This is a genomic window from Acinetobacter sp. ME22 (assembly GCF_022012315.1).
GTDB lineage: Bacteria > Pseudomonadota > Gammaproteobacteria > Pseudomonadales > Moraxellaceae > Acinetobacter > Acinetobacter brisouii_A.
The window spans coordinates 353,404-375,109 of sequence record NZ_JAKLTL010000002.1; the positions used below are offsets into that span (position 1 = coordinate 353,404).

A 21,706-nucleotide genomic window follows, 5' to 3' on the forward strand; every position below is an offset into this window, starting at 1 on the left:
TTGCATGACCCTTTTTACTAATTTTTAATGTCGCTTAGTCAAGCGTAGAGAGCTTTTGATCTTCTTCTTCATCGTCATCTGTTGAATCCATACCCAGTTCTTTGAGTTTACGTGTCAGCGTATTACGACCCCAACCCAGAAGCTCGGCTGCATGGCGTTTACGACCACGCGTTTGTTGTAAAGCCGCGTTAATCAGCGTGCGTTCGAACATTGGTGTCGCAATGTCTAAAATTTTCATTTCACCATTGCGTAATTTTTGCACTGCCCATTGTGCTAACAATTCATCCCAATGCTGAATACTGACACGTTCAGGTGTTGCTGCAACATTGCCAGTATCGCCAGATTTTTGAATCGGAATCTGCTTCAGCTCATTTGGAAGATCTTCAGGATACACTTCACGGCCTGTGATCATGACAGTAAGCCAGCGGCACGTGTTTTCTAGCTGACGAACGTTGCCTTGCCAAGGCAATTGCTGCATGTAACTAATGGTTTCTGGACGTAAGATTTTAGGACTTACACCAAGTTCTTTACCTGCTTGAGCCAAGAAATGCTGTGCCAACATTGGAATGTCTTCACTGCGGTGCGCCAATTTTGGAATATGAATACGAATGACGTTAAGACGGTGATACAAGTCTTCACGGAACCGACCTTCATTGACCAGTTTTTCCAAATCTTGGTGTGTTGCCGCGACAATACGCACATCAACCTTAACAGGAATATGTCCACCAACGCGATAAAATTCGCCATCTGCCAATACACGCAATAAACGGGTTTGCGTTTCAAATGGCATATCGCCAATTTCATCGAGGAACAATGTACCGCCATTGGCTTGCTCAAAGCGACCTTGACGTTGGGTGTTTGCCCCTGTGAAAGCACCTTTTTCATGACCAAACAATTCGGTTTCAATCAAATCTTTTGGAATCGCAGCCATGTTGAGGGCAATAAACGGTTTGCTTTTACGTGGTGAGTGGCGATGCAGTGCGTGAGCGACTAACTCTTTCCCTGTACCTGATTCACCATTAATCAACACCGTAATATGCGATTGAGATAAACGACCAATCGCACGGAAAACTTCCTGCATGGCAGGAGATTCACCAATAATTTCGGTTGAATGAATCGGCGAGCTGGTTTTGTTAGCAGATTCTTGTTGTTGTAACTTGGTAATATGCAGAATGGCGCGATTAACTAGAGCCAGTGCTTCATCAATATCAAATGGTTTTGGTAAATACTCAAAAGCACCTGTTTGATAGCTTGATACAGCAGATTCTAAATCAGAATGTGCTGTCATAATAATCACAGGTAAGTCAGGGTAGCTGCTTTTTACCTTGCCTAAAAAGGTTAAACCATCAATTCCAGGCATACGGATGTCAGTTAAAATGACATCTGGTGCTTCGTGAAGAAGTTGGTCTAAAGCGCTTTGAGCTTCCTCAAAGCTGGTGACATCAAAACCTTCTTCTTTGAATGTTTTTTCCAGCACCCAGCGCATGGCGCGATCATCATCAATGACCCAAATTTTATTTCGCGACATGTTGCGACTCCCAAGGTAAATATAAGCTAAAAACGGTTTTACCAGCGACAGAATGGCAGACAATCATGCCATTGTGCTGGTGCATAATATTTTGTGCAATACTCAGACCAAGTCCTGTGCCATTGGCACGACCTGTGACAAGTGGGTAAAACACAGACTCTAAAATTTCTTCTGGAATACCAGGCCCATTATCTTCAATATCAATTCGTACCGCCGAACGGTGCAAAATGCCGTTAATGGTGACGAGGCGTTGAATGCGGGTGCGTAAAATCAGCTCAGGCTTGTGCTCTTGGAAAAAATCCTTGTGCTCAAGCATCGCTTGAACTGCGTTGACACTGATATTGAGCATCACCTGAATCAGTTGATCACGATCTGCTTTGACATCGGGTAGGGACAGGTCGTAATCACGGGTAATTTTGATTTTCTTTTTGGTCTGATTGGTAATCAGTGAGCGAACACGCTCTAACGGTTCATGTACATTGACATCGACATAACTTGGTAACTGGCGTGAACCAAGCATGGTATCCGCCAAAGTTCTGAGTCGGTCGACTTCATTAATAATAATGTCAGTGAATTCATTATATTTTGGATCATTTAAGCTACGAGCCAAAAGTTGTGTCGCACCACGAATTCCACCCAGTGGATTTTTAATCTCATGAGCAACACCGCGAATCAGCTGTCGAGTGACTTGGTGTTGCTGAATCAGGTTTTCTTCTTTAGAGATTTTAAGCATTCGATCAATTGGATTAAGTTCAATCAACAGTAAAGGATGATATGGGCGACCCGCATTGAGCTGTGAAACTGAATAATCCACATGAATGTCTTTAAAATTGACATTAATAATGGCTTCACGACGTGTGTAAGCTTGTCCTGTATTTAAAGTGTTGAACAAAGCTTCACGGGTATCAAAACTGTCATTCGGTGCTTGAAGCAGTTGAATGGCAGGCATACCTGAAGCACGTAAAAGACTCATGTCAAATAGTGCTTCACACGATGAATTGAGGTAAAAAATATTTAGATTTTTATCAACCAATAAGATCGCTGTGGTTAAATTATCAACCAATAGACGATAATCAATCGCTGGAGTAGGATCCATTAGCGTAATCTTCCTGATGTAAAATAGCGCAATGGCATCTTTTTCATTGTGGTTGCTCCCTGTTATGGAACATTTTCTAAAATTAAAAGTAGCTTGATTAAAGCAAAATGTAAGCCAACTTTAGAAAGTGACTTGTTTTTAGGCAAAAAGTGTCTATTGCCTGTTCTAAAAGTAATCTTTCGCGTTTAATCACTAAAACAGTATCAAAATGAGGAGTTTTTAGCACTATATTGGTGCTATTTATTTGTTTTGTTAATTCTTGAGCGATATTTTGGTGCGTGACCGAAACATTACCGTTTATACCTATGCTTATGCAGGGAAAAGTCATACAATACGCGCATTCTAGTGGAGTGTTGTTGCATGAAATCCCCCAAAGTCGGTTTTGTTTCTTTAGGTTGTCCTAAGGCATTGGTCGATTCTGAGCGTATATTAACCCAGTTGCGTACTGAGGGTTATCAGGTTGCATCAGATTATGATGGTGCTGACCTTGTTGTTGTAAATACCTGCGGTTTTATCGAGTCTGCGGTACAAGAGTCGTTAGATGCGATTGGCGAAGCCATGAGTGAAAATGGTCGCGTGATTGTGACAGGCTGCTTGGGGAAAGATGAAGACAAAATTCGTCAGATGCATCCAAATGTCTTGAAAGTGACAGGCGCGGCAGCCTATCAGGATGTCATGGAAGCTGTACATGAATATGTCCCTGCACCACCAAAACATAATCCATTTATTGACTTGGTTCCTGAACAGGGCGTGCGTTTAACGCCAAAGCATTATGCATATTTGAAAATATCTGAAGGCTGTAACCACCGTTGTACCTTCTGTATTATTCCAAGCATGCGTGGTGATCTAGTATCTCGTCCAGTTGGTTCTGTACTTGAAGAAGCAGCTGCATTAAAACGTGCAGGCGTTAAAGAAGTGCTTGTGATCTCGCAAGATACCTCTGCTTACGGTGTCGATACCAAATACAAGCTGGATTTCTGGAACGGTCAGCCTGTAAAAACTAAATTCTATGACATGTGTGAAGCATTGGGTCTGTTGGGGATCTGGGTGCGTTTACACTACGTTTACCCGTATCCACATGTTGATGCTGTAATTGACTTGATGGCGCAAGGTAAAATCCTGCCATACTTGGATATTCCATTCCAACATGCAAGTCCGCGCATTTTAAAACTTATGAAACGTCCAGCGCACAGTGAAAATACACTGGAGCGTTTAAAAATTTGGCGTGAAAAATGCCCTGAATTGGTGATTCGTTCAACATTCGTGGTTGGCTTCCCAGGTGAAACCGAAGAAGACTTCCAAATGTTACTCGACTGGTTGCAAGAAGCTCAACTCGATCGCGTTGGATGTTTTACCTACTCACCTGTAGAAGGTGCAACGGCAAACGATTTGCCAGACCACGTGCCTGAAGAAATTAAACAAGAGCGTTATGAACGCTTTATGCAGGTACAGCAAGCGATTTCAGCAGCAAAATTGCAGCAACGTATTGGTCAAACCATGACGGTATTGGTTGATGGTTTGGAAGATGAATATCCAGTTGCAGTTGCTCGCTCTTATGCAGATGCCCCAGAAATTGATGGTAATGTTTTTGTTGAAGACATTGATAAATCAAAAATTAAAGCGGGTGACTTGCTAGAGGTCGAAATTACCGATGCAGATGAATATGATCTATTTGCTAAATTGATTAAAATTAAAGCAAATTAATCAACCAATACGCACAAATTTAACTTTATTCGAATGAAAACGCCTTCGGAGCACAGTCATGGCAGAAACAAATAGCCCTCGTTACTCACGTATTCTACTGAAGTTATCTGGTGAAGCATTATCAGGTAACCGTGAAATGGGGATCGATGCTCAAGTTCTAGATCAAATGTCACTTTCTATTGCACATTTGGTTGGTTTGGGTGTGCAAGTGGGTATCGTGGTTGGCGGTGGTAATCTCTATCGCGGTAGTCAGTTGCAAAAAGATGGTTTGGTGGGTCGCGTAACAGGTGACCAAATGGGGATGCTTGCAACGGTCATGAACGGTTTGGCAATGCGTGATGCATTGGTGCGTCGTAATATTAAAACCCGTTTAATGTCAGCATTGCCGATTGGGACGGTCGTTGAGTCTTATTCAAGTCGCGATGCGATTCGTCACTTGAGCCAAGGCGAAGTCTGTGTGTTTGTCGCAGGTACAGGTAATCCATTCTTTACCACCGATACAGCAGCGTGTTTGCGTGGTATTGAAATCGAAGCCAATCTTATCTTAAAAGCAACAAAAGTTGATGGTGTTTACAATAAAGATCCAAGCAAATATGACGATGCTGTGAAATATGATCGTCTAACTTTTGATCAAATTTTAGATGAAAAGTTAGGTGTGATGGATTTGACCGCGATTTGTTTATGCCGTGATCATAATGTGCCGTTGCAAGTGTTTGACATGAATAAATCAGGTGCGCTGCTTTCAGTGGTGATGGGTGAAAAAGAGGGAACTCTTGTTACGAAGTAATATACGTAACAGAGAAAGCTCTTTATACTAGCGCTAATTTTATCTATATCTTGAGAAAGTAAGGAAGATCATATGATTAACGATCTTAAAAAAGACAGCGAACAGCGAATGCAAAAATCAATCGAATCCTTAGAGCAAGGATTTGCAAAAGTTCGTACTGGTCGTGCGCATCCATCAATCTTGAATGGTGTTATGGTTCCTTACTATGGTTCTGATGTGCCATTAAACCAAGTTGCAAACGTGGGTATTGAAGATTCGCGTACACTGATTGTTCAGCCATTTGAACGTACTATGGTTTCTGCGATTGATAAAGCAATTCGTGAAAGCGATTTGGGCTTAAACCCAATCACTGCTGATGCGATTCGTGTTCCACTTCCAGCACTGACTGAAGAAACACGCCGTGATATGCAAAAAGTTGCACGCTCTGAAGCTGAAAATGCCAAAGTTGCGATTCGTAACATTCGCCGTGATGTTTTGGGTGATCTAAAAGCATTGTTGAAAGAAAAAGACATTTCTGAAGATGATGAACGCCGTGCGAGTGAAGACGTACAAAAAATCACTGACAAATATGTAGCTGAAGTTGATAAACGTTTGGCTGCGAAAGAAGAAGAGTTAATGAAGGTTTAATGGATGACGAGTTTAGACGGCATTCACCATCTTCCTGAGCACGTTGCCATCATTATGGATGGCAACAATCGCTTTGCTAAAAAAATGCACCTCGAAAAAGGAGCAGGACATAGAGAAGGGAAGAATTCACTCGATCCAATTGTGGAGCGCTGTCGCGAACTCGGTGTTCAGGCGTTAACAGTTTTTGCTTTTTCAAGTGAAAACTGGAATCGTCCGCAACCTGAAGTGGACTTGCTCATGCATCTGCTTGAGCAAACAGTCCACGAACAAATTCCACGCATGATCAAATTTGAAATTGCGTTGCGTTTTATTGGAGAGCGTTCTCGCCTTCCAGTACATTTACAAGAGCTTCTAGATACGGCTGAACAACAGACTGCCCATTTCACACAGATGACCTTAACCATTGCGATTAGTTATGGGGGAATGTGGGATATTGCAGACTCAGCCAAACGTATCGCTCAAGATGTGCTTGATCAGAAAATTACGGTTGATCAGATTAATCCGACATTGTTTGGTCAATACATTCATCTTGGAGATTTGCCTGCGGTAGATTTGCTGATTCGTACAGGTGGAGATTATCGCATCTCTAATTTTCTGTTATGGCAATCGGCGTATGCAGAGCTTTATTTTACAAAAACACTATGGCCTGAGTTTTCTGTACAAGAACTCAATCAAGCCTTTAAGGTATTTGCAGAGCGTGAGCGCCGTTTTGGTAAAACCTCTGAGCAAATCCAACAAGAGAACACCGAGAAATAATACATGTTTGAGCGGATTAAAACCGCATTGGTCTTGGTAGCAATCGTTTTAAGTTGTATGTTTGCTACAACCTCATCTTACCCAATGCAGACACTGATGGTGATCGCTGCAACGATTGCAGGGTATGAGTGGTACAAGTTAATGCCAAAGCAGGATGCATCAATACGACCATTCTTTGTCTGGGGATATACGTGTATTGTACTGATTGTATCTGTAGTTGCCTTATTTTCTCACGATATTACTTTACTGTTTTGGGTCGCATCGATTTTGGTGTGGATTACCAGTGTGTATTGGGTGAAAAACTTTCCTGAATATGATAGCTGGTACAATAAGAGCTTAAATCTGTTAGGTCTGATTTTGGTTTCAGCTGCGGTGAGTGCAATATTCTCAGTTTGGAAGCACTCTCCATGGTGGTTGATGTATTTGTTCCTGTTGGTTTGGGGGGCAGATAGTGGTGCTTACTTTGTAGGGCGAAAACTGGGTCGTCGTAAAATGGCACCGAATGTAAGTCCCAATAAGTCTGTAGAAGGTCTGTTTGGTGGTTTAATTACTTCAGGTGTTATTGTTGTCATTGTACAAAGTCATTATTTGAACTTAACTTTATCACAACATATTTTATTCTTGATTCTTTCTATCTTTACAGTGCTTGGCTCAGTGCAAGGCGATTTATTTGAATCGATGATCAAACGCCGAGCAGGCGTTAAAGACTCTGGAAGAATTCTTCCTGGGCATGGTGGAGTGTTGGATCGAATTGATTCATTGCTAGCAGCAGCTCCGATTTTTGCAACAGGACTTTATTTATTAAAATTTATTGGCGTAGATCTATAAATGTCTCAATCTGTTTGTATATTGGGTGCAACAGGCTCAATTGGTGAAAGTACATTAAAGGTATTGCAGCAACATTCAGAGCAATATTCAGTTTTTGCAGTGACAGCGTATAGTCGACTGGAAAAACTCGTCGAAATATGCAAACAGTTTAGACCTCAAATTGTGGTCGTACCATCCACACAGCAAGATCGGCTTGCGGACTTGTTTAAACAGCATCAGATTGATCATACTGAGATCTTAACCGATGAATCTGGTTTGGTTGCTGTTGCTGAACATTCGCAAGTTGATATTGTGATGGCAGCTATAGTCGGGGCGGCAGGATTATTGCCAACCCTAGCTGCGGTTAAAGCGGGTAAACGTGTCCTCCTTGCCAATAAAGAAGCATTGGTGATGTCAGGCGACATTATGATGCGAGCCGCAGAGCAGCATCAGGCATTATTGTTGCCTGTTGATTCTGAACATAATGCAATTTTTCAATGTTTGCCAAATGGGTACTGTCAGTCAGAGCGAACAGGGCAACCGAAGCAGGGCGTTTCACGGATTTTGCTCACGGCATCGGGTGGACCATTTTTAAATACATCATTAGAACAATTACAAACAGTAACGCCTGCACAAGCTTGTAAACATCCGAATTGGTCGATGGGTCAAAAAATTTCAGTTGATTCAGCAACTTTAATGAATAAAGGTTTGGAATTGATCGAAGCATGCCATTTGTTTTCAATTTTAGAACATTTTGTTACAGTTGTGATTCATCCACAAAGTATTATTCACTCTATGGTTCAGTATGTGGATGGTTCGACTTTGGCTCAAATGGGAAATCCTGATATGTGTACGCCAATTGCACATGCATTGGCATGGCCAAATCGTATTTCTACACCTGTAGATGCATTGGATGTATTTGCACATCAACAGCTTAATTTTCAGCAACCAGATACAGTCAAATTTCCTGCCTTAAGTTTGGCTCGCTATGCGATGCAAGCGGGTGGTGTTGCACCTGCTATCTTAAATGCTGCAAATGAAATAGCAGTTGCAGCTTTTTTACAGGAAAAAATCAAATTTACAGCGATTCCTGAAATCGTCGAACACACATTAAATACAGTGGAGAATATGCCTGCAAATTCGTTGGAGACTATTTTACAAGCAGATCAATTTGCCCGTAATATAGCAACTCAGCGAGTGAGTGCTTTAGGGCTAAAATAATGAGTATTTTATTTATGGTGGTTGCAGCAGTTTTATTGCTTGGGCCACTGATTGCCATTCATGAATTTGGTCACTATTGGGTTGCACGTAAACTTGGTGTTAAAGTTTTGATTTACTCAATTGGTTTTGGACCGACAGTATTTAATTGGACATCCAAAAAGTCAGGGATTCAATATCGTTTATCGGCTTTGCCCTTAGGTGGTTATGTCAAAATGCTGGATGAACGTGAAGGTGATGTAAAAGGAGAAGATCTTCCTTATGCCTTTAATCGTCAAGCCCCTTGGAAACGTATTGCGATTGTTGCTGCTGGTCCATTAATCAATTTAATTTTTGCTATTTTATTATTTTGGATTCTATTTTTACCTAAACAAGAGCAACTCAATACACGTATTGGTAAAGTTATGCCAAATACACCAGCTGCGGTTGCTGGATTGCAAACTGGTGATAAAGTTGTTGCTATTGATGGAAAAAGTACGCCAAGTTGGGAAACCTTAAACTTTGCTTTAGTGGATCGTGCTGGGGAAACTGGGCAAATTCAGGTTCAAGCAGAGCATCAAGGACAACTTAAAAATTTTAATTTACCGATCCAACATTTTTTAAAAGATCAAAGTCAGTCTGCTTTAGATACATTGGGTTTCTTGCCTTATCGCCCAAAAATTGACCCTGTGATTGATCAACTTGTGCCCGATGGTGCAGCAATTCGTCAAGGACTACAAAAAGGTGACAGAATTATAGCAATCAATGGTGTTAAAACTCCTGACTGGTTTGATGTTGTTGATATTGTTCAGAAGTCTCCAGAGAAATTACTCAAAATTGATGTTGAGCGCTTAAACAAGATTGTGCACTTGCAGGTCATGCCTCAAGGTAAGCGTGACAATATGGGGAATATGACAGGAATGTTGGGAGTTCAAACTCAGTCCAAACAAGTCCATGTTCCTGATCAATATAAGCAAACAATTCAATATACGCCTGTACAAGCGTTTGGAAAAGCGGTACAAAAGACAGGTGAAATTTCCAGTATGATTTTAAACTCAATGACCAAAATGGTTCGTGGTTTAATTGGTTTGGAAAATTTATCAGGTCCAATCACGATTGCAAAAGTTGCTGGGCAAAGTGCCGAAATGGGGTGGCAAACCTTTATTTCATTTATGGCATTAATGAGTGTCAGCTTGGGTATTTTAAACTTGTTACCCATCCCAATGCTTGATGGTGGGCATTTAGTTTATTACTTTATTGAAGCAATTCGAGGTAAACCTGTTTCTGAACAAATACAAATGATTGGTTTTAAAATCGGGATGGTATTGCTGGGGAGTATGATGATCCTTGCTTTATTTAATGATTTTATGCGTTTATAACAGAATTGATGGAATATTCAACTTAGCGGAAAAATAGGCATGCGTCACACACATTTTTTAATGCCTTTGGCACTGGTTAGTGCAATGGCAGCGGTACAACAAGTTTATGCTGCGGATGAATTTATTGCTCAAGATGTCAAAATCGAAGGCTTAGTTCGCTTAACTCCTGCCAATGTCTATAGTATGTTGCCAATAAAAAGCGGTGATCGTGTTAATGACGCGATGCTGAATAATGCAATCCATACTTTATATGATTCAGGTTTATTTGATGACATTAAAGCGACCCAACAAGGAAATACCTTGGTGTTTAATGTTGTTGAGCGCCCAATCATTTCTAAGGTTGAATTTAAAGGCAATAAACTTATTCCTAAAGAAGCATTGCAAGATGGCTTAAAGAAAATGGGTGTTGCTGAAGGTGAGGTTCTGAAAAAGTCAACTTTACAGAACTTGGAAACTGAACTAGAGCAACAGTACAATCAGCAAGGTCGTTATAATGCTGATATTAAAGTTGAAACAACGCCGCGTCCAAATAACCGTGTTGACCTAACGATTAATTTTAATGAAGGTAAAGCCGCAAAAGTTGTTAATATTAGTGTAATTGGCAATACAGTTTTTAGTGATGATGAAATTAAACAGGCATTTGCATTAAAAGAAAGTAGTTGGTCATCGATTGTTACTCGAAATGACCGTTATGCCAAAGAACGTATGGCTTCAAGCTTGGAAGCATTACGTGCACTTTATATGAATGCGGGTTATGTCAACTTTGCGGTCAATTCATCTAATCTGAATATTAGTGATGACAAGAAAAATATTTTCGTTGAAGTCGCAATTACTGAAGGTCAACAGTTTAAAGTCGGTGAAACCAAATTCTTAGGTGATACCTTATTTAAACCTGAAGAATTAAAAACACTGCAAATTTATAAAGATGGCGATACCTATTCTCAAGCTAAAGTAGATGCTGTTAAAAACATGTTGCTACGTAAATATGGCAATGCAGGTTATTACTTTGCTGAAGTGAATGTCGTCCCACAGATTGATAATGATAAGAAGATAGTTGATCTAAATTATTACATCAATCCAGGTCAACAAGTGACAATTCGCCGTATTAACTTCACGGGGAATACCAAAACTGATGATCAGGTATTGCGTCGTGAAATGCGCCAAATGGAAGGTGCTTTAGCAAGCAATGAGAAAATTGATTTGTCAAAAGTCCGTTTGGAACGTACAGGTTATTTTAAAACAGTGGATGTCAAACCTGTTCGTATTCCAAATGTTCCAGACCAAATTGATTTAGATGTTAATGTTGAGGAGCAACATTCGGGTACAAGTACTTTGGCGCTAGGTTATTCGCAAAGTGGTGGTATCACTTATCAGGCAGGTATTAGCCAATCAAACTTCTTAGGGACTGGTAAGAGTGTTGGTTTTGATTTTACCAAGTCACAATATTCAACCTATTATAATTTGGCAGTCACCGATCCATATTTCACCATTGATGGAATTAGTGCGGGTTATAATGTTTATTATAAAGAAACAAAACCATATCAAGACTATCATGTCAGTGATTATTACTCAAAAACATTGGGTGCAAATGCAAGCCTATCTTACCCAATTGATGAGAATCAAAGTGTAAGTGGTTCATTAGGAATTGAAAATACAGACATTTCAACAGATGTTTACGGCTCTGTAGCATTTCGAGACTATTTGTTAAGTCATGGCGGCAGTGTTAAGGCGACTGCAACCGACTCTTCAGGAAATACTTATGACAGTGAGTTTAAAGGCTCATATCTTAACTATTTAGTGAATTTGGGTTGGTCATTTAATACCTTAAACCGCCCAATGTTACCAACTTCAGGTCAATTGCATAGCTTGAACTTAGAAGTGGCTCTACCAGGTAGTGATGCTGAATACCAAAAGCTGACTTATAGCGCACAGGCATTTTTCCCAATTGGCGAGAAAGGTTGGGGTATTCATAGCTATGGTAAGCTAGGTTATGGTCATGACTTACCATTCTGGAAAAATTATTATGCAGGTGGTTGGGGTTCAGTACGTGGCTATGAGGACAATACCTTAGGGCCAACATATCCAGGCTTATATTATAGTGCCAATAAAACTACAGATAGTAGTAAGGACTCTACAGGTGGTAATGCACTTGTGCAGTTCGGTGCAGAGCTGATCTTGCCTGTTCCATCAAAAGGAGATTGGGCACGTAATGTTCGCCCTGTCTTGTTTGCCGAAGGTGGTAATGTATTTGATACCGAATGTAATGATGTTGGTAATTTTTATGACGGATCAACATTAGTTAATGGTAAGCAATACTGTAAAGATAATTATGGTCTAGATTTTGGTAACTTACGTTATAGTGTTGGTTTCGGTTTGACATGGAATACCATGATTGGTCCACTTTCAATTAGTTATGCATTCCCGCTGAATAAGAAAGATGATGACCAAACTCAAGCAGTTCAATTCCAGATTGGTCGAACTTTCTAAGTTTGACCTCGTATACATATAGATAAATGACTTAAGGATATATAAATGAAAAAGTTAGCACTAGCATTGGTAATGGCAGGTTTTGGTTTTACAAATATGGCACATGCCGCAGGCTTTGCAGTAGTTGATATGCAACGTGTTGTAGAAAATAGTACATATTTGAAACAGCAGAATGATAGCTTGCAGCAAGCGGTGAAACCTTCGGCTGCACGAGTTGAGCAATTGAATAAAGATATTCAAGACTTACAAAACAAAGCAGCAACGGCTAAACCTGCTGAAGTACAACAGTTGAAAACTCAGTACGAAGCGAAAGTAAAAGAAATTAATTCTTTAGAACAAAATATTCAGCAACGTGTACAGTCAACGTCTCAAGCAACAGGTCAAACATTTACCACTCGTGTTCAACAAGCTGCTGAACAATTGCGTAAAGAAAACAATTTAGACTTTGTTTTGAATAAAAACTCAGCACTTGCCTATGACGCAAAGAACGACTTAACTGATAAAATGATTCAAAAGGTTAATGCGATGAAATAATCAATGATTCAGCGTTCATATACACTTAAAGATCTTGCATCTTTAGTTCATGGTGAATGGATTGGACAGCCTGAAACGAAAGTTTCAGGTTTGTCTAGTTTAGAGCAAGCAACATCACAGCATATTTCTTTCGTGAATGGAGAGAAATATCTAGAACAAGCAGTCGTATCTCAGGCTGCAATTCTGATAGCAACACGTGAATTACAAGAAAAACTCACGAATCATCAAAATTTGATTATTGTTGATAATCCGTACCTTGCTTTCGCAATTCTGACTCATGTGTTTGAAATTAAAAAAACAGATGTAGGTATTGAAAGTACTGCCCAAATCCATCCTTCAGCGATTGTTTCTGATACAGCTTATATTGGTCACTATGTTGTGATTGGTGAAGACTGTGTAATCGGCGATGACACTTTTATTGAGTCACATGCCAAAATTGATGATGGTGTAGAAATTGGTAAGAAATGCTTTATCGACTCCCATGTGACAATTACAGGTTTTGCAAAACTCGGTCATAACGTGCGTGTTCATGCCAATACGGTGATTGGTAGTGAAGGTTTCGGCTTTGCACCTTATCAAGGTAAATGGCATCGTATTGCTCAGCTCGGTTCGGTCAAAATTGGCAATAATGTACGGATTGGCTCAAATTGTAGTATTGACCGTGGCGCATTAGATGACACAATTTTGGAAGATGGGGTCATTGTGGATAATCTTGTGCAAATTGCGCATAACGTCCATATTGGTGAAAATACTGCGATTGCTGCAAAAACAGGCATTGCTGGTAGCGTAACGATTGGCAAAAACTGTATACTTGCAGGCGCTTGTGGGGTAGCAGGGCACTTAAAAATTGCTGATAACGTGACATTAACAGCAATGTCAATGGTCACAAAAAGTATTTTTGAGGCTGGCTCATATTCTTCAGGAATTGGTTTATTTGAAACGAAACACTGGCGTCGTACAGTTGTTCGCCTCAGACAATTAGCAGATGTGCCATTGACCCAAATTGTCAAACAACTTGATCATATACAAACTCGTATTGAGTCACTTGAATCAACTTTTAATATGCGTAAATGAATATGACAGAGTCACAAAAGCAAGATTTGTATAAACCAGAATTACCAATGAATATTCAGCAAATTCGTGAATATTTGCCACATCGTTACCCATTTTTATTGGTTGACCGTGTGACAGAAATTACCGAAAACAGCATCGTTGGTTATAAAAATGTGTCGATTAATGAAGAATTTCTTCAAGGGCATTTTCCAGAATATCCAATTATGCCAGGTGTCTTAATTATTGAGGCATTGGCGCAAGTTTCTGGCGTGTTGGGTTTCGTGATGAATGGCGAAAAACCACAACCAGGTTCTTTGTTCCTTTTTGCAGGTGCAGAGAAAATTCGCTTCAAGAAGCAAGTTGTTGCAGGAGATCAGTTGGTACTGAAATCTGAGCTTGTGATGCAAAAACGCGGTATTTACAAATATAATTGTACTGCTAGCGTAGATGGCATTGTGGCAACGACTGCTGAAATTATTATCTCTCATCAAAGAATCTAGAGCAGGCATGAGCAATAAAGAATATATCCACCCAACCGCTATTATTGATTCATCTGCAGTAATTGCATCTGATGTTGAAATTGGTCCTTACTGTGTGATTGGTCCACAAGTCACTATTGGTGCAGGGACTAAGCTTCATTCACATGTCGTGATTGGCGGATATACTCGTATTGGTGAACACAATGAGATCTTCCAGTTTGCAAGCATTGGCGAAGTTTGCCAAGACCTGAAATATAAGGGCGAGGAAACGTGGTTAGAAATTGGTGATCACAATGTGATTCGTGAGCATTGCAGTCTGCATCGTGGTACGGTGCAAGACCATAGTTTGACCAAAATCGGTAGTCATAACCTGTTGATGGTCAATACACATATTGCTCATGATTGTCAGATTGGTGATCACAATATTTTTGCCAATAATGTGGGCGTGGCAGGTCACGTTCATGTTGGAAGTTATGTTGTGGTCGGTGGTAACTCTGGAATCCATCAATTCTGTAAGATTGATTCTTACAGCATGATTGGTGCGGCATCTTTGATTGTTAAAGATGTGCCTGCTTATGTGATGGCTTCAGGAAACCCCGCACATGCTTTTGGTTTGAATATTGAGGGAATGCGTCGTAAAGGTTGGTCAAGACAAGTGATTCAAGGCTTACGTGAAGCATTCAAGCTTATTTATAAAGAAAGTTTGACAACAGTTGAAGCCATTGAGCGTATTCGTGCAGAAATTTTGCCAGAAGTTGCTGAAGTTCAGTTGTTGATTGATTCTTTAGAACAGTCTGAGCGCGGTATTTTGCGTTAAGCAAAATATTGTGTAAAAAAAGATGCCTGATGGCATCTTTTTTTATGGATAAATTATACGTTTACTGGTTAAGCAGTTTCTAAATAATGGTGTTGATTAATAATAGGCGTACCTGTTTTTTGCTGCACTTCATCAAACTCGACTTGATCTGCCATTTCAATCAGCTTTAAGCCTTCTGGTGTAATATCAAATACGCCAAGGTCAGTAATGACGCGAGAAACTACGCCTAAACCTGTGAGTGGCAAACTGCATTGATTCAAAATCTTGGCTTCACCAGATTTGCTGCAATGTTCCATTAACACCACAATTTTCTTTGCACCTGCAACCAGATCCATTGCACCGCCCATACCTTTGACTTTTTGTCCAGGGATCATCCAGTTGGCAATATCACCTGTCGCTGAAACTTGCATCGCACCTAAAATAGCAATATCAATATGCCCACCACGAATCATGGCAAATGATTCTGAACTACAAAACAATGAAGCGCCTTTTTTGGTGGTGATGGTTTGTTTACCTGCATTGATCAGGTCAGCGTCGACTTCATCTTCTCGTGGAAACTCACCAATACCGAGTAAACCATTTTCTGACTGTAACCAGACATGGATATCTTCTGGAATGTAATTTGCAACCAATGTCGGTAGCCCGATGCCTAGGTTGACATAAAAGCCATCATGTAATTCTTGTGCGGCTCGTTGAGCCATTTGTTCACGCGTCCAAGCCATGAGGGTGCTCCATTATGCAGTTTCTGTTTTAACGGTACGAATTTCAATATGTTTCGTTGGGTTGGCATTCACCACAATACGGTCAATATAAATTCCAGGAAGATGAATTTCATCGGGATCTAGATCACCAATTTCTACTAGATGTTCGACTTCGGCTATAGTGATTTTTCCTGCAACGGCACAGTCTGGGTTAATATTTCGAGCAGTCTTACGAAAAACCAGATTGCCTGCTTTGTCTGCCTTATAAGCTTTAACGAGGGCAATATCTGCATGCAGCGCCATTTCAAGCAGATAGTCTTTGCCATCAAAATTACGGACTTCTTTGCCTTCTTGTACGACTGTACCCACACCAGTACGGGTATAAAATGCAGGAATACCAGCACCAGCAGCACGCATTTTTTCTGCCATTGTGCCTTGTGGGGTGAGCTCGACTTCTAGCTCGCCTGCTAAATATTGGCGTTCAAATTCCTTGTTGCCACCAATATATGAGGAAATCATTTTTTTAACCTGACGAGATTCAAGTAACAGGCTTAGACCAATGCCATCAATGCCTGCATTGTTACTGATACACGTCAGATTTTGGGCATTGGAATCACGCACAGTTTCAATCAGCATTTCTGGAATGCCGCATAACCCGAAGCCGCCCACAGCGAGTATCATATTGTCTTGAATAATATCGAAAATTGCCGATTGACTATCGGGATAGATCTTGTTCATTGCAGTTCCATTGTATAGTTTCAAATATCCATGAGTGTTGCGAGATGCTGATGCTGAACAAACAACATCAGCATGATCATACTTAGTGCTCTGCTGCACGAGCAACCAAAGTGAGAATATCGTAAGTTGCGACTAATTCCTGACGCTGATTTTTCACTTTAATGTCCCATACTACAACGCCATGTGCAGGTTGTGTCGGGTCTTTTTGTGGTTTTGGCGTCTTTTGTTTGCAGGTGAGTTCGACCTGAATTGAGTCACCAATTTTAACAGGTTCGACAAAGCGTAAATTGTCCATGCCATAGTTGGCGATCACTGGTCCTTCGGCAGCATCGACAAATAAACCTGCGGCAGCCGAGATAATAAAATAGCCATGTGCTACACGTTCTCCAAAGAAAGAGTTGGCGGCAGCGATCTTATCAGTATGTGCATAGAAATGATCGCCGCTTAGGCAGGCAAAATTCACAAGGTCAGATTCAGTCACAGTGCGGCGTGCGGTAAGTAGACGTTCACCAATTACCAGTTCATCAAAATCTTTCTTGAAAGGATGAACACGGTCTTCACGAACACTTGCGCCTGCAGTCCATGCATGTGTGACTTGAGTTAGACTGTTGGGTGAGCCTTGAATAGCGGTACGTTGCATGTAGTGTTTAACTGCGCGAATACCTCCCAATTCTTCACCACCACCTGCACGACCAGGTCCGCCATGAACCAAGTGAGGTAAAGGAGAACCATGACCTGTGCTTTCTTTGGCAGATTCTTCATCTAAAATGTGTAGGCGACCATGCCAAGGTGCAATTTTTTGTACCAGTGTTTCGATATTTTCATCGCAATTTTTAACGATTGAAGCAACCAGACTACCTTCGCCGCGTGCAACTAGATGGGAGAGTTGTTCAATGGATTGATAAGGCATGAGGGTACAAACAGGGCCAAATGCTTCAATTTGATGGATAATTGAAGCCTGATCTGGCGCTGTGCAGCGGAGCAGGGTTGGTGGAAAAAATGCACCTCGTTCTGGGAAGTCAGCATTAAATTCAAAATCGGTGTTACCACCAAATACAATCTCGGCTTCTTGCGCCAGTAGTTTAACTTTGTGGGCAACATCTTGTTTTTGTTTTAGGCTTGCCAATGCTCCCATGGTGGTATCGCTTCGAGCAGGATCACCAACGACTACTTTTTTGAGTTTGTTGATCAATTGGGTCTGAACGGTATCGAGCAGGTTTTCAGGAACAAAGGCACGACGAATCGCAGTACATTTTTGGCCTGCTTTGCTGATCATTTCTCGGAAGACTTCGCGTACAAAAAGCTCAATGGTAGTTTCATTGGCTTCGGGACTTAAAATAGCACTGTTGACCGAGTCGGCTTCCATGCTAAATGGAATTGAATGGCGGTTTAAGTGCGGGTGCTGACGTAATTTTTGCCCTGTATCGGCTGAACCTGTCAAGGTAACGCAATCTTGTGCTGAGAGTTGCTCAAACAAATCATAGGTTTGTCCACAGATGAGTTGTAAAGCACCTTGTGGTAAAAGCTGGGTATCCAAAATGGCATGAACTACAGCTTGGGTTAATTGCGCACCATCTGTTGCAGGTTTCACGATGCAAGGCACACCTGCCAAAAGCGTTGGTGCAATTTTTTCTAACATGCCCCAAATCGGGAAGTTGAAAGCATTGATATGTACGGCAACACCTGCTTTGGCAGACAAAATATGTTTTGCACCAAAGCTGCCGTGTTTTGAGAGTGGAATCCATGCATCTTCAGTAATGATTTTTTCATCATTCAGTTCACGACGAACCAAGCTTGAGTAGGCAAATAAAGTCTGAATCCCACCTTCAATATCGACCCATGCATCTTTACGCGTCGCACCTGTTGCAGTTGCCAATGCATAAAATTCTTCTTTGCGTTCAAGTAGTGCTTGAGCAATTTGTTTGAGGGTGTTAGCGCGCTGATGAAATGTCCAGTTCGCAAGTTCAGCACCATGCTGTTTGGCATAGTGAACAGCTTTTGCCATGTCAATGCCGTGGCTGCTGACCCGATAGATTGGCTCGCCACTAATCGCATGATAGACCTCACGAAAATCCTGGGTTGCATGATGCCATGTCCCATACGCAAAAGATGCCAGATTTGGAATTTGCTGTTCAGCAGATGTTGAGGTGGCTGATGAATTGGGCTCGGCTGGATTGGTGGTGTCGATATCTAGCATCTTAAAACTCCATTTTATGATACGTAAAATAAAATTAATTAAAAAATATGATTCATAATTTCTTTTAAAAAATTTCAATTGTCAACCGAATTTTAATTATTTTTGTACAAATATGATTTTGTACTTTGGTTTAAATTATTGTATTTAATAAGTATATTTTAAATAATGAATAATTTTTAAAAAGTGATACATAAAAATATATTGACATAACGATTGTTGTATCAAAAAATAGAAACATGGATGTGAAGCAAAAAGGATTGCTGCTGTGGAAAATAAGTATCAGAAATTTAATGCCTGTATCGAACAGGATATTGCTATAGAAGCCAAAGATGACATGCCCGATGCCTATCGTAAGACTTTGATTCGTCAGATCGGGCAGCATGGACATTCTGAAGTCATTGGTATGTTGCCTGAGGGGAACTGGATTACTCGAGCACCAACTTTGAAACGTAAAGCCGTGCTTCTTGCCAAAGTGCAGGATGAAGCAGGGCACGGTTTGTATTTGTACAGTGCGGCTGAAACGCTGGGTGCAGACCGCGATGACATGATGGAAAAACTGATTGCAGGGAAAATGAAATATTCCTCCATCTTTAACTATCCAACATTGTCATGGGCGGATGTTGCAGCGATTGGCTGGTTGGTTGATGGCGCAGCAATTGTCAATCAGGTGGCATTGTGCCGTACCTCTTATGGTCCTTATGCCCGCGCTATGGTGCGTATTTGTAAAGAAGAAAGCTTCCATCAGCGTCAGGGTTTTGAAGCCATGATGGCGCTAGCACAAGGCAGTGAGCAGCAAAAACAGATGGCACAAGATGCAGTCAATCGTTTCTGGTGGCCGGCGCTGATGATGTTTGGTCCAAGTGATGATCACTCCCCGAACAGTGCGCAAAGCATGGCATGGAAGATTAAACGCTTTAGTAATGATGAACTGCGTCAGAAATTTGTCGATAACACCGTACTGCAAGTATTACAGCTTGGCTTGACCGTACCTGATCCAGATTTGCAATGGCATGAGAGCACAGGCCATTACAGCTTCGGCGAAATTAACTGGGATGAGTTTATGGCGGTGATCCAAGGGCAGGGTCCATGTAATCACGAACGTATCGAAGCACGTCGTAAAGCATGGGAAGACGGTCAGTGGGTGCGAGATGCTGCCGCAGTGTATGCACAAAAACAAACAGTCGCTCAGAGCAAAGTGGCTTAACCATACGGATTTTTGAATAAGGATATCAATCATGCAACAGAAAAATCACTGGTCACTCTATGAAGTATTTATTCGTAGCAAACAGGGTCTAAGTCATCGCCATGTCGGGAGCTTACGTGCAGCGGATGATGAAATGGCGCTGCAACATGCCCGAGATGTTTATACGCGTCGTAATGAAGGTATCAGCATTTGGGTGGTGCGTTCTGAACTGATCAAATCCTCTCAGCCTGATGAAAAGCCAGAATTTTTCGATCCGTCATTGGATAAGGTCTATCGCCATCCGACCTTTTATCACATTCCAGATGGCATTGAGCACATGTAAGCAAGGATGATCAAAATGACGAATTTAGCATTATCAAAATTCTTGCTGCATATTGGCGACAGTCAACTGGTACTGGCACAGCGTTTGGCACAGTGGTGTGGGCATGCACCTGAACTGGAAGTGGATATCGCACTGGCCAATATTGGATTGGACTTGCTGGGACAGGCGCGTAATTTCTTGACGTTGGCAGGACAACAACAAAACCCGCCACAAGATGAAGACCAACTGGCGTATTTTCGTCAAGAACGCGAATTCCTGAATTTACTGCTATGTGAACAGCCGAATGGTGACTTTGCCCAGACCATTGTCCGTCAATGGTTAATCGACCATTACCATGTACTGTTAATGAGCACGTTGGCACAGTCGCAACATGCCGAAGTCGCAGCATTGGCAACCAAGTCATTAAAAGAAATTAAATATCACCTACGTTTTTCAACAGGCTGGATGGAACGCTTGAGCTTAAGCACAGAAGAAGCCCATCAGCGCATGCAACAAGCGCTGAATCAGTTATGGCGTTTTAGTGCGGAGCTTTTTGAGTTGACCACAGAAGAGCAGATGCTGGTCGATACAGGCGTGATTCCTGATCTTGCATCGAATAAAACTCTTTGGGATGAACAAGTTGCTGCAGAGTTGCAACGCTTTGGCTTACAAGCCCCTGAAACTGCATATCGTCGTGGTGCTAAACAAGGTTTACATACTGAGCATTTGGGCTATTTGCTTGCAGAAATGCAATCAATACAACGCGCTTATCCCAACATGGTGTGGTAGTCGAATCAGGGAGATAAGGCATGCAACGTATTCAACATTGTATTGAGCAGTGCTGGCAGATTTTGGAGAGTGTTAGCGACCCAGAAATTCCAGTGTTATCGGTGATTGATCTGGGAATGATTCGTGGGGTGGAGCTGAATGCCGCAAATGAAATTCTGGTGCGCTTAACCCCAACCTATAGTGGTTGCCCGGCAACAGATTTGCTCAAACAGCAGATTCAGCAGGCACTGAATGAACAGGGTTTTGAACCCGTACAGGTTTTGCTGGATTTGTCGGAGGCTTGGACAACGGACTGGATGTCTGAGCAGGGCAAGCAAAAGTTGCAGGCTTATGGGATTGCTCCGCCACAAGGTCAGGCTGAACACTGCGGGACACATGTGGCATTGGTTGATGGTGTGGCTTGTCCGCATTGTCAGAGTCGCAATACCCGCTTGCTCAGTGAGTTTAGTTCAACTGCCTGTAAGGCACTGTACCAATGTCGAAATTGCCTCGAACCTTTTGACTATTTTAAGTGCATTTGAGCCT

General features: G+C 41.4%; 21 protein-coding genes. 16 read left to right on the forward strand and 5 right to left on the reverse strand.

Features of this window, described 5'->3' with window-relative positions; genetic code table 11:
- Positions 1-34 precede the first annotated feature (34 nt).
- Both glnG and glnL read right to left on the reverse strand, forming a co-directional pair.
- The gene (glnG, locus tag LVY74_RS04400; RefSeq protein ID WP_237813994.1) at positions 35-1,528 is read right to left on the reverse strand and encodes a nitrogen regulation protein NR(I); all 1,494 of its coding nucleotides are present in this window, start codon (positions 1,526-1,528) and stop codon (positions 35-37) included.
- Entirely contained in the window at positions 1,515-2,624 is a 1,110-nt protein-coding gene (gene glnL, locus LVY74_RS04405) for a nitrogen regulation protein NR(II) (RefSeq protein WP_151710004.1), read from the reverse strand. The genes glnG and glnL overlap by 14 nt, the downstream gene beginning before the upstream one ends.
- Positions 2,625-2,984: 360 nt before the next feature.
- Here glnL and rimO point away from each other — a divergent pair, with 360 nt between their 5' ends.
- The 12 genes from rimO to lpxA all read left to right on the forward strand — a co-directional run bounded on the left by rimO (position 2,985) and on the right by lpxA (position 15,251).
- Complete coding sequence (gene rimO, locus LVY74_RS04410; protein WP_237813995.1) at positions 2,985-4,328, forward strand: 30S ribosomal protein S12 methylthiotransferase RimO; 1,344 nt, start codon at positions 2,985-2,987, stop codon at positions 4,326-4,328.
- A gap of 58 nt (positions 4,329-4,386) precedes the next feature.
- On the forward strand, positions 4,387-5,115 hold the full coding sequence (gene pyrH, locus LVY74_RS04415) for a UMP kinase (protein WP_151710006.1): 729 nt from the start codon (positions 4,387-4,389) through the stop codon (positions 5,113-5,115).
- Between the two features lie 72 nt (positions 5,116-5,187).
- Entirely contained in the window at positions 5,188-5,742 is a 555-nt protein-coding gene (gene frr / locus LVY74_RS04420) for a ribosome recycling factor (protein WP_151710007.1), read from the forward strand.
- A 3-nt stretch (positions 5,743-5,745) separates the two neighbouring features.
- A complete protein-coding gene (uppS, locus tag LVY74_RS04425; RefSeq protein ID WP_151777854.1) occupies positions 5,746-6,498 on the forward strand; it encodes a polyprenyl diphosphate synthase in 753 nt (250 codons plus the stop codon).
- A gap of 3 nt (positions 6,499-6,501) precedes the next feature.
- Positions 6,502-7,326 (forward strand): phosphatidate cytidylyltransferase, encoded by an 825-nt coding sequence (locus LVY74_RS04430; protein ID WP_237813996.1) that lies wholly within the window; start codon positions 6,502-6,504, stop codon positions 7,324-7,326.
- Positions 7,327-8,526: a 1-deoxy-D-xylulose-5-phosphate reductoisomerase gene (ispC, locus tag LVY74_RS04435; protein WP_237813997.1), complete on the forward strand. Its 1,200-nt coding sequence runs from the start codon at positions 7,327-7,329 to the stop codon at positions 8,524-8,526.
- Positions 8,526-9,881 (forward strand): RIP metalloprotease RseP, encoded by a 1,356-nt coding sequence (gene rseP / locus LVY74_RS04440; RefSeq protein ID WP_151777851.1) that lies wholly within the window; start codon positions 8,526-8,528, stop codon positions 9,879-9,881. The genes ispC and rseP overlap by 1 nt, the downstream gene beginning before the upstream one ends.
- Positions 9,882-9,920: 39 nt before the next feature.
- Positions 9,921-12,368, forward strand: coding sequence for an outer membrane protein assembly factor BamA (gene bamA, locus LVY74_RS04445; protein WP_237813998.1), 2,448 nt, complete (start codon positions 9,921-9,923; stop codon positions 12,366-12,368).
- A 45-nt stretch (positions 12,369-12,413) separates the two neighbouring features.
- Positions 12,414-12,902: an OmpH family outer membrane protein gene (locus tag LVY74_RS04450; protein WP_237813999.1), complete on the forward strand. Its 489-nt coding sequence runs from the start codon at positions 12,414-12,416 to the stop codon at positions 12,900-12,902.
- A gap of 3 nt (positions 12,903-12,905) precedes the next feature.
- Positions 12,906-13,976, forward strand: a complete 1,071-nt coding sequence (lpxD, locus tag LVY74_RS04455) for a UDP-3-O-(3-hydroxymyristoyl)glucosamine N-acyltransferase (protein ID WP_237814000.1) — start codon at positions 12,906-12,908, stop codon at positions 13,974-13,976.
- Positions 13,977-13,978: 2 nt separating this feature from the next.
- Positions 13,979-14,455: a 3-hydroxyacyl-ACP dehydratase FabZ gene (fabZ, locus tag LVY74_RS04460; protein WP_237814001.1), complete on the forward strand. Its 477-nt coding sequence runs from the start codon at positions 13,979-13,981 to the stop codon at positions 14,453-14,455.
- A gap of 7 nt (positions 14,456-14,462) precedes the next feature.
- Positions 14,463-15,251 carry an acyl-ACP--UDP-N-acetylglucosamine O-acyltransferase gene (gene lpxA / locus LVY74_RS04465; RefSeq protein WP_237814002.1) on the forward strand — a complete coding sequence of 263 codons (789 nt, stop codon included), beginning with the start codon at positions 14,463-14,465 and terminating at the stop codon, positions 15,249-15,251.
- Positions 15,252-15,319: 68 nt separating this feature from the next.
- Here lpxA and LVY74_RS04470 read toward each other — a convergent pair whose 3' ends face one another.
- The 3 genes from LVY74_RS04470 to paaZ form a co-directional block, all read right to left on the reverse strand.
- Complete coding sequence (locus LVY74_RS04470; protein WP_237814003.1) at positions 15,320-15,973, reverse strand: CoA transferase subunit B; 654 nt, start codon at positions 15,971-15,973, stop codon at positions 15,320-15,322.
- Between the two features lie 12 nt (positions 15,974-15,985).
- Entirely contained in the window at positions 15,986-16,690 is a 705-nt protein-coding gene (locus LVY74_RS04475; RefSeq protein WP_237814004.1) for a CoA transferase subunit A, read from the reverse strand.
- Between the two features lie 82 nt (positions 16,691-16,772).
- Complete coding sequence (paaZ, locus tag LVY74_RS04480) at positions 16,773-18,887, reverse strand: phenylacetic acid degradation bifunctional protein PaaZ (RefSeq protein ID WP_237814005.1); 2,115 nt, start codon at positions 18,885-18,887, stop codon at positions 16,773-16,775.
- Positions 18,888-19,152: 265 nt separating this feature from the next.
- Between paaZ and paaA the strand changes: the two genes are divergently transcribed.
- From paaA to paaD, 4 genes are read left to right on the forward strand one after another with little or no spacing between them, the layout of a single operon-like run.
- Positions 19,153-20,091, forward strand: coding sequence for a 1,2-phenylacetyl-CoA epoxidase subunit PaaA (paaA, locus tag LVY74_RS04485; RefSeq protein ID WP_237814006.1), 939 nt, complete (start codon positions 19,153-19,155; stop codon positions 20,089-20,091).
- Between the two features lie 31 nt (positions 20,092-20,122).
- Positions 20,123-20,413 (forward strand): 1,2-phenylacetyl-CoA epoxidase subunit PaaB, encoded by a 291-nt coding sequence (paaB, locus tag LVY74_RS04490; protein WP_111891464.1) that lies wholly within the window; start codon positions 20,123-20,125, stop codon positions 20,411-20,413.
- A gap of 15 nt (positions 20,414-20,428) precedes the next feature.
- Positions 20,429-21,181 carry a 1,2-phenylacetyl-CoA epoxidase subunit PaaC gene (gene paaC, locus LVY74_RS04495; RefSeq protein ID WP_237814007.1) on the forward strand — a complete coding sequence of 251 codons (753 nt, stop codon included), beginning with the start codon at positions 20,429-20,431 and terminating at the stop codon, positions 21,179-21,181.
- Between the two features lie 20 nt (positions 21,182-21,201).
- Positions 21,202-21,702, forward strand: a complete 501-nt coding sequence (gene paaD, locus LVY74_RS04500; RefSeq protein ID WP_111891460.1) for a 1,2-phenylacetyl-CoA epoxidase subunit PaaD — start codon at positions 21,202-21,204, stop codon at positions 21,700-21,702.
- The last annotated feature ends 4 nt before the right edge of the window (positions 21,703-21,706 follow it).